This window comes from Streptomyces sp. NPDC048278, assembly GCF_040652195.1.
Taxonomy (GTDB): domain Bacteria; phylum Actinomycetota; class Actinomycetes; order Streptomycetales; family Streptomycetaceae; genus Streptomyces.
This window is the reverse complement of the sequence record NZ_JBEZLP010000018.1, coordinates 63,388-78,536: the sequence shown is the minus strand read 5'-3', so window position 1 is coordinate 78,536 and position 15,149 is coordinate 63,388. Positions and strand designations below refer to the sequence as shown.

At 74.7% G+C, this 15,149-nt stretch carries 8 protein-coding genes; 5 read left to right on the top strand and 3 right to left on the bottom strand.

Features of this window, described 5'->3' with window-relative positions:
- Positions 1-43 precede the first annotated feature (43 nt).
- Both AB0D74_RS28520 and AB0D74_RS28515 read left to right on the top strand, forming a co-directional pair.
- Positions 44-670 (top strand): response regulator transcription factor, encoded by a 627-nt coding sequence (locus tag AB0D74_RS28520; protein WP_362592977.1) that lies wholly within the window; start codon positions 44-46, stop codon positions 668-670.
- A gap of 613 nt (positions 671-1,283) precedes the next feature.
- Entirely contained in the window at positions 1,284-2,483 is a 1,200-nt protein-coding gene (locus tag AB0D74_RS28515) for a ricin-type beta-trefoil lectin domain protein (protein WP_362592974.1), read from the top strand.
- Between the two features lie 18 nt (positions 2,484-2,501).
- Here AB0D74_RS28515 and AB0D74_RS28510 read toward each other — a convergent pair whose 3' ends face one another.
- On the bottom strand, positions 2,502-6,224 hold the full coding sequence (locus tag AB0D74_RS28510; protein ID WP_362592972.1) for a BTAD domain-containing putative transcriptional regulator: 3,723 nt from the start codon (positions 6,222-6,224) through the stop codon (positions 2,502-2,504).
- A gap of 241 nt (positions 6,225-6,465) precedes the next feature.
- On the opposite strand from AB0D74_RS28510, the gene AB0D74_RS28505 reads away from it, so the two are divergent.
- Both AB0D74_RS28505 and AB0D74_RS28500 read left to right on the top strand, forming a co-directional pair.
- Positions 6,466-7,359, top strand: a complete 894-nt coding sequence (locus tag AB0D74_RS28505; RefSeq protein WP_362592970.1) for a glycosyltransferase — start codon at positions 6,466-6,468, stop codon at positions 7,357-7,359.
- A gap of 465 nt (positions 7,360-7,824) precedes the next feature.
- Positions 7,825-11,193 (top strand): BTAD domain-containing putative transcriptional regulator, encoded by a 3,369-nt coding sequence (locus tag AB0D74_RS28500; RefSeq protein WP_362592967.1) that lies wholly within the window; start codon positions 7,825-7,827, stop codon positions 11,191-11,193.
- A 9-nt stretch (positions 11,194-11,202) separates the two neighbouring features.
- On the opposite strand, the gene AB0D74_RS28495 is transcribed toward AB0D74_RS28500, so the two are convergent.
- Both AB0D74_RS28495 and AB0D74_RS28490 read right to left on the bottom strand, forming a co-directional pair.
- A complete protein-coding gene (locus AB0D74_RS28495; protein WP_362592964.1) occupies positions 11,203-12,891 on the bottom strand; it encodes a bifunctional 3'-5' exonuclease/DNA polymerase in 1,689 nt (562 codons plus the stop codon).
- A gap of 66 nt (positions 12,892-12,957) precedes the next feature.
- Entirely contained in the window at positions 12,958-13,728 is a 771-nt protein-coding gene (locus AB0D74_RS28490; protein ID WP_362592961.1) for a Clp protease N-terminal domain-containing protein, read from the bottom strand.
- A gap of 133 nt (positions 13,729-13,861) precedes the next feature.
- On the opposite strand from AB0D74_RS28490, the gene AB0D74_RS28485 reads away from it, so the two are divergent.
- Positions 13,862-14,998, top strand: a complete 1,137-nt coding sequence (locus AB0D74_RS28485) for a DUF2786 domain-containing protein (RefSeq protein ID WP_362592958.1) — start codon at positions 13,862-13,864, stop codon at positions 14,996-14,998.
- Positions 14,999-15,149: the final 151 nt, after the last annotated feature.

Below are 15,149 nucleotides of genomic sequence, written 5' to 3'. Positions count from 1 at the left end.
GGAGCGGCGGTCCACGCCCGGAAGGAACGCAGGAACGTTGGGGATGATCTCGATCGCAGTCCTCGCCGGTGACCCGATCACCGGCGAGGGGGCCGTCTCGTGCCTGCGCAGATACCCGGGGCTGAGGGTGGTGCCGCAGGAGGAGCACGGGGACGCGGACGTGGTGCTCCTGTTCACGCCCGACGTCACGGAGGAGACGGTGCTGCTGATGGAGTCGGTGCGCGGTCGCTCGGCCCACCCCGGCATGGCGTTCGTCCTGGTCACCGAGCACATCGGCGAGGCCCATCTGCTCCGGGCGATGCGGCACGGACTGCGCGGGGTGATGTGGCGCCAGGAGTCCACGTACGACCGGGTCGTGGAGGTCGTACGCGCGGTGGCCGACGGCGGGGCCGCCCTGCCGCTCCTGGTCCAGGGCCGACTCGTCGACCACCTGCAGGCGGTCCAGCGCGATGTCCTGGCGCCGCTCGGGGTGACCGCGTCCGGCCTGGAGACCCGCGAGGTCGACGTGCTCCGCCTGCTGGCCGAGGGCCTGGAGACGGCGGAGATCGCCCAGAAGCTGAACTACTCCGAACGCACCATCAAAAGCATCGTCAGCGCAATGATGAACCGCCTCGGCCTACGCAACCGCACCCACGCAGTCGCCTTCGCCCTACGCTCGGGAACCCTGTAAGGGGCGGGACGCCCCGTAAGGCGCGTGGGGCCGCGGTCGTGGTTGGGGCGTGTCCCGTGAGGCGCGTGGGGTTGTGCGTGTGGGTGGGGCGTGTCCTGTGGGGGACGTGGGGTTGTGCTCGTGGGTACAGCGTGTCTTGTGAGGGGCGTGGGGTTGTGCGCGTGGGTGGGGCGCGCCCCGTATGGGCTGCGGGGCTGTGGTCGTGAGTGGGGTGTGCCCTGTGAGGCGCGTGGGGTTGTGCGCCGTGGGTGGGGCGTGCCCTGTAAGGGCTGCGGGGCTGTGGTTCTGGCTGGGATGTGCCCCGTAAGGGCCGTGGGGTTGTGCCCGTGGCCGGGGTGTGCCCCGTAGGGCGCGTGGGGCTGTGCCCGTGGCTGGGGTGTGCCCGGTCAGGGCCGTGGGGCTGTGCCGGGGACGTGCCCCGTAAGGGGCGCGGGGAACTGCGCGAGCAACCCCCACCGGCCCGCAGCCGAAACCCGACGCTTCCCCACCGCCCCGCAGGGGAAGTCATCGTGGTCCTGCGGGGCAGAGTCCGCGGCGAACGGCGGGCCGCCCGCCGCCGCGGCCCTAGATTCGCGCGCCGGGGAACATCGGACGCGCAGACGGGCAGGCAGACATGGGGCACACCACAGAACAGCCGGAGACACCGGAGGAACCGGCCGTCTGGGAACGCCCACTGCCGTGGCTCCAGGAAACCGAGTCCGAGTCCGGGCCCGAGGCCGAAACCGCGTCTGAATCCGCGTCCGAATCCGCGTCCGAGGCCGGGTCCGCGTCCGAGGCCGCGGTGGCGCCCGGTGGTCCCACGTCCGCCCCGCAGGGCGAGAGCGCATCCGACCGCACGTCTACGCCGACGCCGACGCCCGCGCCCGAGCCGGTGGCCGAGGCCGCTCCGGACGGTGGTCCCGGACGGCTGTTCCGGTCGCCCGACGTGCGGCCGGACACGCCCGGCACACGGGACGAGGCAGGCTCCGGCCAGCCCCGGCCGGAGCGCGGTGCGCGGGTCGTCGGGGCCGTGGTCGCCGCCTGCGCCCTGCTGGTCCTCGGACTCGGCAGCGCCGCGTTCATGGCGCTGCCGAACGACGACGACCCCGCCCCGCGCGCCGCCGCCGTCGGTGACGGCACCGTGCCCCAGCTCGCCGAGGGCGGCTCGGCAGGCCTCACCGGCTCCCCCTCCGCGACGGGACAGGGCAGCGGCCGTCCGCCGCACGACCCGAAGGGCACCAAGCCCGGCACCGCCAAGGGCGCGCACACCACGACGGATTCCTCCTCGGCGGCGGACTCCGCCGCTCCGGACAAGGCGGCGGACGGCACCAAGGCGGCCCACGCCGCGAGCACCGGTGGCAGCGGAGGCACCGGAACCACCGGCGACAAGGCGACCAGCAAGCCGGCGTCCAAGCCGGCCGCCACCCACGCCGCCTCCTCGACCACCGCGGCCGGTGACACGATCGTCGGCTACGCCTCCTCGAAGTGCGTCGAGGTGAGCGCCCACGCCGGCACCGACGGCTCCCCGCTGCGACTGTGGGGCTGCGACGGCGACGCCTGGCAGAAGTGGGTCTTCCGCTCCGACGGCAGCGTCCGCTCCATGGGCCTGTGCCTCGACATCGCCGACGCCTCCCAGGGCAACGGCGCGACCGTCCAGCTGGCGACCTGCAACGGCGGCTGGGCCCAGAAGTTCAACCTCAACAGCTCCCACGACCTGGTCAACACGGTGATCGGCAAGTGCGTGGACGCCAAGGACGCGGGCACCGGCAACGGCACCCGGCTCCAGCTGTGGGACTGCACCGGGGCGTCCAACCAGAAGTGGCACCTGGGCTGATCCCGGGCCACGGCCGCGTCACCCCCGGGGCGTCCGGTCGTCCAGGGCCGACCGGGCCGCCTCGACCAGGTGCCCGGAGCCCCACTGCCGGGCCACCTGCTCGGCGCGGGTGAACTGCCGCCGCGCCTCCGCCTCGTCACCGAGCAGCCGGTACAGCTCGCCCAGGGAGTGGGCGAACGGCCGGGTGGCGAAGGAGACGCTGGCCGCGCCGGCGAGCTGGGTGCGCAGCGGCAGCAGCAGCGGAAGCAGTTCGACGGCGGTGGTCATGTCGCCCAGCAGGAACGCCAGTTCGGCCCGGAGGGACAGGGCGATGCCGTACAGGTGGTCGGGTACGAGGGGCACGGCGGCGGCGCTGCGCCGGCCGAGCGCGCGGGCCTCCTCGTGCTCGCCCTGCCGGGCGAGGACCACCCCCAGGGCGAGTTCGGCGGTGGGCTCCGGTTCGCGGAGCAGGTCCCGCAGCAGCGGTTCGGCCTGTCGGGGGCGGCCCTGCCCGAGCCGTACGGTCGTCAGCCCCAGGACGTGCACGAAGTCGCCGTACGGCGATCCGCGGGACTGCAACCGCTCGCGCACCTCCGTGTAACCGGCCTCGGCCTCGGCGAAGCGGCCCTCGACATGGGCCAGCATGGCCTGGGTGGTCAGGTTGATGGCCTCCGCCTCCACCAGCCGGTGCCGCCGGGCGACGGTGCGTCCCTCGCCGGTGTGCCGGCGGACCCGGGCCACGTCGTTGCGGGCGCCGGCGGCCATGGCCCCGATGTGCTCGCGGACCCAGGTATTGGCGGGCAGGTCGTGCGCGTACCCGAGCAGCCGCAGCTCGGTCGCCAGCGCGGCACGGCGGTCCGGGTACCTGTCGGGCAGGACGGCGGACGCCACGTTCAGCGCGGAGGAGAGCAGCAGCGGATCCCCGACGGCCCGCGCAACGGCCAGCCGCCGAGCCACCTCCGCACCCCACTCCGCTCCTCGATCCGCACCCCACCGCGTCCCTCGATCCGCACCCCACTCCGCACAGCCGTCGCCCCCCGCTCCGCCGATCCCTCCGCCACCCACCTCGCCGCCCATCCCGCCACCCACCTCGCCGTCCACCCCGTCGGCCGCCGCGCCGTGCGGCAGGACGCCGAGGACGGACGGGTCCAGGTCGGCGCGGGCGGTCAGCCGGTCCACGAACGTGTCGACCGCCGCCGGGTCGGCGAGCCCCCAGGGGCCGCTCAGCGCCCCGCCCGCGGCCGGTTTCGGTCCGGTCCACGTGTCGAGGGCCGCCGCTGCCAGCTCGTCGCGCCCCACCTCCTCGGCCGCCGCCAGGGCGCGCTGCCGGGTGTGCCGTGCCGCCACGATGGCCCCGGCCCGTATCTCGGCCCGCAGCAGCCGCCCGAGCAGCGCGACCAGCCGTCCGGCCGCGCCCTCGGCGGGGCCGCCGTCCGCGGTGGCCGCGGGGACCAGCGCGAAGGACTCGATCGCCTGTGTGAGCAGTTCGACGGCGGTGTCGTGCGCGTAGCGCCGCTCGGCGAGGTCGGCCGCGCCCAGCGAGTACTCGACGGCGAGCGGCGCCGTCCGCGCGTTCGCCGCCCGGGCGAAATGGTGGGCGAGCGCCGCCAGGTCATCCGGACGGCGGCGCTTCAGGACCTCCGCCAGACGGGCGTGCAGCCGCGCCCGCCGCACCCCGGCCAGGTCGGTGTAGAGGGTGTCACGGACCAGCGCGTGCGCGAACCGCACCACATCGGGCGCGGGTTCGGTCAGCAGCCCGGCCGCGACGGCCGCCGCGACGGCGGCGCGCACCTCGGGTTCGCCGTGCTGGGCCGGGTCCGCGGCCTCGACGAGCACGCCGACCTCGGTCTCCCGGCCGACCACCGAGGCGAGCTGGAGTACGGCCGACGCCCCTGCGGGCAACTGCCGCAGCCGCCGCCGCAGCACGTCGCGTACGCCCTGCGGCACCTCGGAGACCGCCACCAGGGCACCCTCGCTGGCCAGCAGCCGGGCGCTCTCCCGGACGTAGAACGGGTTGCCCCCGGTGCGCTCGGCGAGTGCGGAGACGATCGCCGTGTCGACGGGCGCCCCGCACACCGCGCCGACCAGGGTGCCGACGTCCGCCAGCGGCAGCCCGCCGAGCGCCAGCCGGCGGGGCGAGCGGTGGGCGAGTTCGGCGAGGGTCTTGGACAGCCGGTCCGCTGCGTCGGCCGGGCGGTACGCGGCGATCGCCAGCACCGGTGATCCGACCAGCTCGGCGGTGCGCTCCAGCAGGGCCAGGGTCTCGCCGTCCGCCCGGTGCAGGTCGTCGACGACGACCGCCAGCGGTGCGTCCGCGGCGGCCTCCCGCAGCCAGGCGGCGAACGCCCGGTGCAGCCGGAACCGCCCGGCCGACGCGGCTCCGACGTCCGGGCCCGGGAGCCCGCCGCCCCCCGGACCGTCCCCTTCCCCGTCCTCGCCCCCTTCCCCTTCCCCTTCCCCTTCCCCTTCCCCTTCCCCTTCCCCTTCTCCTTCCCCTTCTCCTTCTCCTTCTCCTCCGCCTTCTCCCTCGCCGTAGCCGGCGGCCTCCCGGAGCAGGGCGCCGAGCGCGTCCGGGTCGGCGGGCGGCACCCGGCGGGCGAGCGCGCCGAGCGCCTCCACCCAGGCCCAGGCCGAGGGGGCGCCGTCGAACTCGGGGCAGCGGCCGACCACCACGGTCCAGCCCTGCTCCCGCAACCGCCTGCCGTACCGGCCGAGGAGCGCCGACTTGCCCGCGCCCGCCTCCCCGGTCACCAGGACGACGCCACCGGCCTGCCGGGCGTCGCGCGCGACCTCGTCCAGAACCCGCAGTTCGTCGTCCCGGCCCACGAACAGGTCCTCGGCCGGCGGGACGACCACCGCCGAGGCCGCGGCACCCGCGAACGGCACGACCGGTACGACCGGCTCCGGCTCCGGCACCGACGGGACCGACGGGACCGACGGGACCGAAGGGACCGAAGGCACCGAAGGCACCGAAGGCACCGACGGCACCGACGCGCGCAGGATCTCGGTCCGCCCCGTCAGCAGAGCTTCCTCCAGCTCGGTCAGGGCGTCGCCCAGACCCACGCCGAGTTCGTCGGCCATGACGGCGGACGCGCGCCGCAGCTCTGCGAGCGCGTCCGCGCGGCGCCCGGCGGCCCACAGCCCGAGGGCCAGCAGCCGCCGGCCCTCCTCGCGCAGCGGGTGCTCCCGCACGAGCGCCTCGGCCGCCGGCACCGCCTCCGCCGGAGCCCCGGACGCGAGGAGCGCGCCCACCGCCGCTTCCCGTGCCGTCAGGTGGAGTTCACCCAGCCGAGCCGCCTCGACGGCCGCCCACTCCTCGTCGGCCCATTCGGCGTACGCCGTGCCGTGCCACCACCCGACGGCCTCTTCGAGCAGGCGCCGGACCTCGGCCGGAGCGGCGGTACGGGCCTGCCGTACCGCCGCCTCGAAGCGCCAGGCGTCGACCGCGTCCTCGGGCAGCCGTACCGCGTACCCGGCCGAGGTGCTGACCAGGACACCGGCGGGGGCGCGGGGCGCCCGGTCGGGCTCCAGCGCGCGCCGCAGGTTCGACACGTAGACGTGCAGGGAGGCCGCGGCCTTCTCCGAGGGCCGGTCCCGCCACAGGTGTCCGATCAGCCGGCCCGCGGGCACCACACGGCCGCGGTTCGCGAGCAGGAGGGCGAGGACCGCACGTTGCCGGGGGCTTCCCAGGTTGACCGGTGCGCCGTCGATGTCGGCAGCGATCGGACCCAGGACCTGAACACGAAGCATGGGTCGGCGCATGGGTCGGCAATGTACCGCGCCGCCGTTTCGCCTCGGCGGCGCTTCGGCGTCTCGGACCCGGCTGCGGCGCGGTTGTGACGGAATGTGCCGGTTCGAAAAAAGGTCGATCAAATCCTTTCCAAAGCCACCGCAAGGCGAGTCCATTTCTGGAGCACCGGAGGATCTGGGGCAACATCCTGGTGAACAATGTGTGTTGCTCGTCAAGGTCAGGTGTCGCCGTCGGCTGGATGGGGTGAGGGACATGGCGGAGCCGAGGCTCGCTGTTGCCGTGGTGACCATGGGGAACCGGCCCGACGAAGTCGACGCCCTGCTCAGCTCCGTGGCCAAGCAGGACCTCGCCCCCGACCGCATCGTGATCGTCGGCAACGGCTGCCGGCTGCCCGAGTTCGCCCGCCGCCTGGACCTGCCCGGCGAGATCACCACCCTCGACGTCGAGGACAACCTCGGCTGCCCCGGAGGCCGCAACGTCGCCCTCGCCGCCCTGCGCGCCTTCGGCGACGTGGACGTCGTCGTCGAGCTGGACGACGACGGCCTGCTCGTCGACGTCGAGGTGTTCCGGCAGGTACGGGACCTGTTCGCCGCCGACCCCCGCCTGGGCATCGTCGGCTTCCGCATCGCGGACGAGCGTGGTGTGACCCAGCGCCGGCACGTGCCGCGCGTCGGCAACGCCGACCCCATGCGCGGGGGTTACGTCACCGGTTTCCTCGGCGGCGGCCACGCCCTGCGCATGGGCATGCTCGCCGAGACCGGCGACTGGCCGGCCGAGTTCTTCTTCGCCCACGAGGAGACCGACCTCGCCTGGCGGGCCGCCGACGCCGGCTGGCGGATCCTCTACGCGCCCGAGCTGCTCCTCCAGCACCCCCGGACCTCGCCCGCCCGGCACGCCGTCTACTTCCGGGTCACCGCCCGCAACCGCGTCTGGCTGACCCGCCGTCGGCTGCCCCTGCCGCTCATCCCGGTCCACCTCGGCGTCTGGATACTGATCACGCTCCTGCGCACCCGTTCGACGGGCGGCCTGCGGGCCTGGTTCGCCGGCTTCGCCGAGGGGCTGCGCGAGCCGGCCGGGGAGCGCCGCCCGATGCGCTGGCGCACGGTCTGGCGACTCACGCGGCTAGGCCGTCCCCCCGTCGTCTGACCCGGAGTCAGCACCAGGTCGGCTCCAAGTCGGCGCCGAGTCCGCCGCAAGTCCGCCGTAAGCCCGCTGCGAGTCCGCTGCGAGTCCGCTCTTCAGGCGGGACGAGGGTCCCGGTCGATCACCTCCGTCGACCGGAACCCTCTCGCGTCCCCGGACCCCGGCCTGCGGCGGCACTCCCCCGAGTCACGCGATTTATGCGTGCGCCGTCGGACCCGGTCCGATGTGAAGATCACATCAGGGCTCGCCAACGGATCGCTAACATGTGGCCAGCGGTTCTCCCGTAGGTCGCGAACCGGTTGGCGTGAAGCCGCCGTACGACTCCGGGAACAGGCCGGAAACCCTGCGGATTCCGGCTCCGGCCGGCACAGACGAGGTGGCGCGAACTCATCCCCCACAGGATGCGATTTCGCCAGGATCCAGGACCGGCGGGCACCTCCGCCGTGCGGGGAGGCGAGAGGCGGAGTGATGCGGCGGCACGAGCTGCGGTTCGGACTGCTGGGACCTCCGGTTCTCTACGACGCGGGCGACGTGCGCACCGTCGGCAGCCCCAAGGTGCGCGTGCTGCTCGCCGCGCTGCTCCTGGAGGCCGGGCGGGTCGTCTCCGTCGGGTCGCTGCGGGAGGCGCTCTGGGGCGGCGCGCCCCCGGTGTCGGCACGCGCCTCGCTGCACAACCACGTCACCCGGCTGCGCCGCCTCCTCGACGACCCGGAGCGGCTGCGGGCCGTACCGCCCGGATACCTGCTCCGTGTCGACGACGGTGAACTGGACGTCGACGTGTTCGACGCCCAGGTCGCCCGGGCGCGCGCGGCACACGGGCGGCGCGAGTGGACGCCGGTGCTGCGCGCCTGCGCCGACGCGCTCGACCTCTGGCGTGGCACCCCGCTCGGCGGCCTCCCCGCCGAACTCGGCGGCTTCGCCTTCGTGCAGCGCCTGGAGGAGGCCCGGCTGCTGCTCCTGGAGTGGCGCTACGACGCGGAACTCGCCCTCGGCGGACCCCGGCTGGGCGGCGTCGTACCGGAGCTGGCCGCGCTCGTCGCGGAGTACCCGCTCCGCGAGGCCTATCACCGCCAGCTGATGCTCGCCCTGCACCGCGGCGGCCGGCAGGCGGAGGCCCTCGCCGTCCACCGCGACCTCCGCAACCGCCTGCGAGAGGAACTCGGCATCGAGCCGGGCCCGGCGGTGCGCAGCGCCCACGTGGAGGTGCTGCGGGGGAGCGGCGCGGTGGGCGAGACACCGACGTCCGCGCCCGTCTCGGGCGACGAGACGGGCGCGGACGCGCCGCGGCCACTCACGCAGTTCCCCGCGCCCCCGAGGCACGCGTCGACGCACCGTCAGACGAAAGCTGACGGCGCCGATGAACGGCCGAGGCCCGCCCGCGACGATGAACGGCCGGGACCGCCCGCCCGGACGCCCGACGAACCGACCACTCCCCGTTCTACGCGCGGCGACTCCCTGTCCCCCCACCCCGCCCAACTCCCGCCGCCCCCGGCCCACTTCACGGGCCGCACCACCATTCGCGACGAACTGACCCGCACTCTCACCCCCACCCCCACCCTCACCGGCACCCGTCCACCCGCAGCCGCCGACGGCGATTCCGCCCCACAGGGGCCACCCGCACCCGACGACGAAACCGTCACGGGTGGTGCGGGTGGGAACACAAAGGCCGAAGGCGAAGCCGAGGCCACGGCCGCCCCCGCCCCCGCCCTGGCCGTACTCAGCGGCATGGCCGGCGTCGGCAAGAGCGCGCTCGCGCTACACGTGGCGCACCAGCTGCGGGAACGTTTCCCCGACGGCCAGCTCTACGTCAACCTGCACGGCGCCACCCCCGGCATGCCCCCGCTCGCCCCCGGCCAGGCCCTCGCCGCGCTCCTGCGGGACCTCGGCGCCGATCCCCGGCACATCCCCGAACACCCGGATGCAGCCGCCGCTCTGCTGCGCTCGCTGCTGGCGCCGACCCGCACCCTGCTGCTCCTCGACGACGCCGCGAACGCCGCCCAGGTACGGCCGTTGCTCCCCGGCGGCCCCGGCTGCGCGGTGCTCGTCACCAGCCGTTCGCCGCTCACCGCGCTCGACGGTGCCCGCCGCTTCCCGCTCGGGCCGCTGACCGGCGAGGACAGCGCGGCACTGCTGCGCGCGGTCAGCGGGCGTACGGAGATCGACGCCGGTCACCCGCTCGTCGGCCTCACCGGACGGCTCCCGCTCGCCCTGCGCGTCGTGGCCGCCCGGCTGGCCGCCCGCCGCGCCCTCACCCCCGAGGTGCTGGCCCGTCAACTGGCCGCCACCGAGGACAGACTGCACCACCTCGAATACGACGACCTCAGCGTCCGGCGCTCCCTCGCCGTCGCCCACGACGCCCTCGCCGGCTCCGACCACGCCCCCGACCGCGACGCCGCCCTGGTCCTGCGCCGCCTCGGCGCCCTCGACCTGCCCACCTACGGCGCCCCGCTGATCGCCCAGCTCACCGGCACCGACGAGCGCCGCGCCGAGGCCGCCCTGGACCGCCTGGTCGACGTAGCCCTCCTGGAGGAGACCGCATACGGCCGCTACACCCCGCACGACCTGGTACGGCACTTCGCCCGGGAGCTTGCCGACAGCGGTCCCGACGGAACCGACGTCCCGGACGCCACCGCCACCGCCACCGCCGGTGCCACCGCCCAAACCGCCCGCGCCGGTGCCACCGCCGAAACCGCCCGCGCCGAGGCCGCCCTCACCGCCCTGCGCTGGTTCGCCGCCGTCGCCGAGCGTGCCCTCCTAGCGATCCTCGAACCGGGACTCGACCGGGGCGACCGCCGCCGGCCCACCGCTGCCCAGCCCCCCGAACACCAGCCGTACACCGCCGCCCTGCCGTCCTTCGCCTGCGCCGAACACGCCTTCGCCTGGGGCGACACGGAGCTGGAGAACATCGTCGCCCTGGTGGAGCGGTACGCCGACACCGCCGACGCACGGATCAGCTCCTGTCTCGCCACGCTCGTCCGGCTCCTCTACCCCTACCTGCTGCGCAGCGGCCGGGTCGCCGAGATGGAGGTGCTCGGCACCGCCGCCCTGGCCGCCGCCCGGCGCCTCGGCGACGAGCCGGCCGAGGCCTACGCCCTGGGCGACCTCGCCGGCCTGCGCTTCCTCACCGGCCGTCAGCGGGAGGCGCTCGCCCTGACCGACGGTGCGCTGGTCCTGTGGCGGCGGCTGGGCGTGGCGTCCTGGATCCGGCGCGGCCTGAACAACCGGGGGCTGCTCCTTGAGGGGCTCGGCCGGTACGAGGAGTCGGGCGAGGCGCTGCGGCAGAGCCTGGACCACTCCCGGCAGCTGAACGACCCCTACGGCGAGGCCGTCACCCACAGCCATCTCGGCAACCTCTACGAGCACACCGACCCGCGCGCCGCCATCGAGCAGCACCGGCGCTCCCTCGCGATCGGGGACGCGATCGGCGCCGTCATCCTGCGGCACTCGGCGCACTGCAACATCGGCTACGCCCATCTCCGCCTCGGCGAACCCGGGGCCGCCGCCGCGCACTTCGAGGAGAGCCTGCGCATCCTCGGCGGCCACGGCGACTGGCACGGCGAGTCCCAGACCCGCCTCGGTCTGGTCCGCGCGCTGCGCGTCCTCGGCCGGACCGACCGCGCCCACCACGAGTGCGCCGAACTCCTGCGCCGCGCCGACGCCCGAGCCGATCGCTACAGCGGCGGTCTGGCCCGCCACCAACTCGGCCTGCTCCTGCGCGAGCAGGGGCGCACCGACGCGGCGTACGACGCCTGGCGCGCGGCCCTCACCGCCCTGGACGGCACGGACGAGCCGGACGTCCTCGCCGAACTGCGCGCCCTGCTGGCCTCCGGCACCTGACCAGGCCGGTCACTTCGCGTCGGCATAGCACTCCACCACCGCCGTCGTGAAAGGGAACCGCACCGGTGTCTGCCCGAACGTCAGCCGTCCGGCCAGGTCGGCCGCCTCCCGTATGGCCGTCACGACGGTCCCGGTCTCCTCCTCGGGGCAGTGCACGATCACCTCGTCGTGCTGGAAGAAGACCAGCTCGGCCGCCAGGTCCGCGCAGGTCCGGCGCAGTGCCGCGAGCATCAGCAGGGCCCAGTCGGCGGCGCTGCCCTGGACCACGAAGTTGCGGGCGAAGCGGCCTCTGGCCCGGGAGTTGGTGGAGGCGTACCCCGGCACCCAGCCCTCGGCCGCCTGCTCCTCCGGCTCCTCCTGGGGCATCCCCGCCTCCTCGGTGCCGTCGCCCGCGCCGGTCGCCGGCGGACAGGTGCGGCCCAGCCAGGTGCGCACCAGCCGGCCCTCCTCGCCCGCCCGTGCCGCCTCGTCGACGTACGCCACCGCCTTCGGGAAACGGCGTCTGAGCGCGGCCAGGTTCTTCAGTCCGTCGCCCGAGGTCTGGCCGTAGACCGCGCCGAGGACGGCGAGCTTGGCCTGCGCGCGGTCGCCGGCGAAGGCGCGGTCGGAGACGGACTGGTAGAGGTCGGTCTCCCGGCCGGCGACCTCCATCAGCCCGGGGTCGCGGGAGATCGCCGCCAGTACGCGCGGTTCCATCTGGTCGGCGTCGGCCACGACCAGCCGCCAGCCGGGGTCGGCGACCGCGGCCCGCCGGATCACCTTGGGGATCTGCAGGGCGCCCCCGCCGTTGGTCACCCAGCGCCCGGTGACCGTACCGCCCGCGTGGAACTCGGGCCGGAAACGGCCTTCGCGCACCCAGTCCTGGAGCCAGGTCCAGCCGTGCGCCACCCAGATCCGGTACAGCTTCTTGTACTCCAGGAGCGGTTCCACCGCCGGGTGGTCGACGGTCGAGAGCTCCCAGCGGCGGGTGGACTTCACCTTGATCCCGGCCTGGGCGAAGGCCTTGACCACATCGGCCGGCAGGTCCGGACGCACCCGCCTGCCGAACGCGGCCGACACCTCGTCGGCCAGCTCGGCCAGCCGGCGCGGCTCACCGCCGCCCGCGTACCGCTCGCCGAGCAGTTCGCGCAGCACCGCGCGGTGGACCTCGGCGCTCCAGGGCACGCCCGCGCCGTTCATCTCGGCGGCGATCAGCATCCCGGCCGACTCGGCGGCGGTCAGCAGCCGCATCCGGTCCGGGTGCTCGGTCCGGTCGTGCCGGCGCTGCTGCTCGGCGTAGACCGCGAGGAGTTCGTCGAGCGTCAGGCGGGCGGTGCCCTGCGGCTCGAACAGCGGGGACTGCGCGCCCGGCTCGGCCGCGCGCTGCGGCGGGTCGGGCGGTACGGGACCGCCACGGAGGCGGGCCAGGGCGGCGGCGGCCGAGCGCGGCTCGCCCGACCGTCCCTCGTGGCCCAGCAGAAGTGTCTCGGCGTCCTCGATGTCGTAGCACCGCTCGACTCGCACCCCCGTGGCGAGCAGACGCGGGTAGACCTCGGCGGTCGACCGCCACACCCAGCGCGTTACCTCCGGGCGGTCCCTGACCGCCCCGGCGAGATCGGGCTCCCGCCGCACCGGCCCTGCGGGCAGCCCGTCCGGACCGAGGGGGGCGACGTCCACGCCACCGTCCTCGGCCGGAGCGAGAGCCCACCGGTCGGTCATGCTGCGAGTGTGGCACCCACCACTGACAATCGCTCTGACCTGCGATTTCAGCGCTCCGAGGCTCTCTCAGCCCGCCTCGCCCCCCTTCGGCTCGTCAGCCGCCTCCGCCGCGTTCTTCTTCTGTTCCACCAGCAGCCCCAGCACCTTGGCGATGTACTCCTCGGTCGCCGGCTTGGTGATGCCCAGTCCGCTGAGGACGCCGTCGCCGTTCTCGTGTTCGAGGAGGGCCAGCAGCAGGTGTTCGGTGCCGATGTAGTTGTGGCCGAGGCGGAGGGCCTCGCGGAAGGTGAGTTCGAGGGCCTTCTTGGCCTCCGGGCCGTAGGGGACGAGGTCGGGGACGTTCTCCGAGGCCGGCGGGAGCGCGGCCGTGGCCGTCCGGCGCACGGTGTCGAGCAGGACGCCCTGCGCGAGGATCGCCTTCGCCGCGATGCCGTCCGGTTCGGCCAGCAGGCCGAGGACCAGGTGCTCGGGGCGGCCCTCCGGGTTGCGTGCCGCGACCGCTTCGTTGTGGGCCGCCATCACCACGTTCCGCGCGCGGGGGGTGTAGCGGTCGAAGCCCTGGTTCGGGTCGAGGGCGGCGGACTCCTTCGGCACGAAGCGCTTCTGGGCCGCCTGCCGGGTGACGCCCATGCTCTTGCCGATGTCGGTCCAGGACGCGCCCGAGCGCCGGGCCTGGTCGACGAAGTGGCCGATCAGGTGGTCGGCCACGTCGCCCAGGTGGTCGGCGGCGATGACCGCGTCCTGAAGCTGGTCGAGGGGTTCGGGGTGCACCTTCTTGATCGCCGCGATGAGGTCGTCGAGGCGTACGGATGCCGTGATGTTCGGGTCGGTTGCCATATGTCAACCGTAGGTTGACACCCTCACGGTGTCAACCATCGGTTGACACCTCTCTCGCAAGGGGCCGGGAGGGTTGTCCACAGGGTGTGGACGGCCGCCGACCGCTGTCGGCGCCGCATGGCACGATCGACCCGTGACCAGCAGCCTGCCCAGCACCGTCGACCGAGCCTTCCAGAGCGCCCTCTACGACGACACCGACTCCGGCCTCGACACGGGCGCGTCCCTCCTCGCGGCCGACTCCGGTGCCGACGCGGAACTGGGAAACCGGGGCCGGGAGTTCGTCGCGGCGGCCTGGCGGCGCGGCTGGCAGCCCGCCGACGTCGTACGGCTGGTGCGGCGCGAGCTGGACGAGCCGCACCTCCGGCTCACCGCCGGGCTGATCAGGGCGCAGGCGCCGGACGACCGGCCGCGCGGCCCCCGCTGGCGGGCGCAGCTCGACGCGCTGCCGGAGGCGGACGGCCACGCACGCGTGGGCGACCGTTTCTCGCACGCCACCGCCGTCCTGGAGCTCTACCGCCTGCTGCTGCGGCTGCCCGCCCTGGAGCCCCTCGACGAGCCCCGGCCCGCCGCGACCGCGCACCGCCCGCAGTCCCGCATGCTCACCCGGATCCGCGCGCTGCTCGCCAAGGCCGAGGCGACCGGCTTTCCGGAGGAGGCGGAGGCGCTCAGCGCCAAGGCGCAGGAACTGATGGCCCGGCACAGCGTGGACGAGGCGCTGCTCGCAGCCGGTGCGCCCGCGCCGGACACGCCGGGTGCCTGCCGGATCGGCGTCGAGCCGCCGTACGAGCAGGCCAAGGCGGTGCTCCTGGACGCGGTCGCCACGGCCAACCACTGCCGTGCGGTGTGGAACGAGCCGCTGGCGTTCTCCACGGTCGTCGGCTTCGAGGCTGACCTGGAGGTGGTCGAGCTGCTCCACACCTCGCTGCTGGTGCAGGCCACGCACGCGATGGCGAAGGCGGAGGCGGCGCAGCGGGCGGGTGGCCGCAAGCGCACGAAGACCTTCCGCCAGTCCTTCCTGGCGGCCTACGCCCACCGCGTCGGCGACCGCCTCAGGGCGGCGGCCCGGTCGGCCGTGGCCGACACCGAGTCCCCCCAGGACCTGCTCCCGGTCCTCGCCACCAGAGAGCTGGCCGTCACCAACCGCCTGGACCAGATGTTCCCCGCCACCACCACAACCCGCCTCCGCACCGTCACCGACGAGGCCGGCTGGACAGAAGGCACCAAAGCAGCCAACCAAGCCCAAGTCCACCCCCACCCCCACCTCCCCTGACCCCCACCGGCGGTCACCCAGTCCACGACCGCAACCGCCGCCCCACCAGGGGCGCGGGGAACTGCGCGAACCCCCCCACCGGCGGTCAGCCGAACCACAGCCGCAACCGCGACCCCTCCAGGGGCGCGGGGAACTGCGCGAAAACCCCCAC

Coding starts and splice junctions, on each gene's coding strand:
- AB0D74_RS28520 (WP_362592977.1), top strand. CDS start 44: ATGATCTCGATCGCAGTCCTCGCCGGTGACCCGATCACCGGCGAGGGG.
- AB0D74_RS28515 (WP_362592974.1), top strand. CDS start 1,284: ATGGGGCACACCACAGAACAGCCGGAGACACCGGAGGAACCGGCCGTC.
- AB0D74_RS28510 (WP_362592972.1), bottom strand. CDS start 6,224: ATGCGCCGACCCATGCTTCGTGTTCAGGTCCTGGGTCCGATCGCTGCC.
- AB0D74_RS28505 (WP_362592970.1), top strand. CDS start 6,466: ATGGCGGAGCCGAGGCTCGCTGTTGCCGTGGTGACCATGGGGAACCGG.
- AB0D74_RS28500 (WP_362592967.1), top strand. CDS start 7,825: ATGCGGCGGCACGAGCTGCGGTTCGGACTGCTGGGACCTCCGGTTCTC.
- AB0D74_RS28495 (WP_362592964.1), bottom strand. CDS start 12,891: ATGACCGACCGGTGGGCTCTCGCTCCGGCCGAGGACGGTGGCGTGGAC.
- AB0D74_RS28490 (WP_362592961.1), bottom strand. CDS start 13,728: ATGGCAACCGACCCGAACATCACGGCATCCGTACGCCTCGACGACCTC.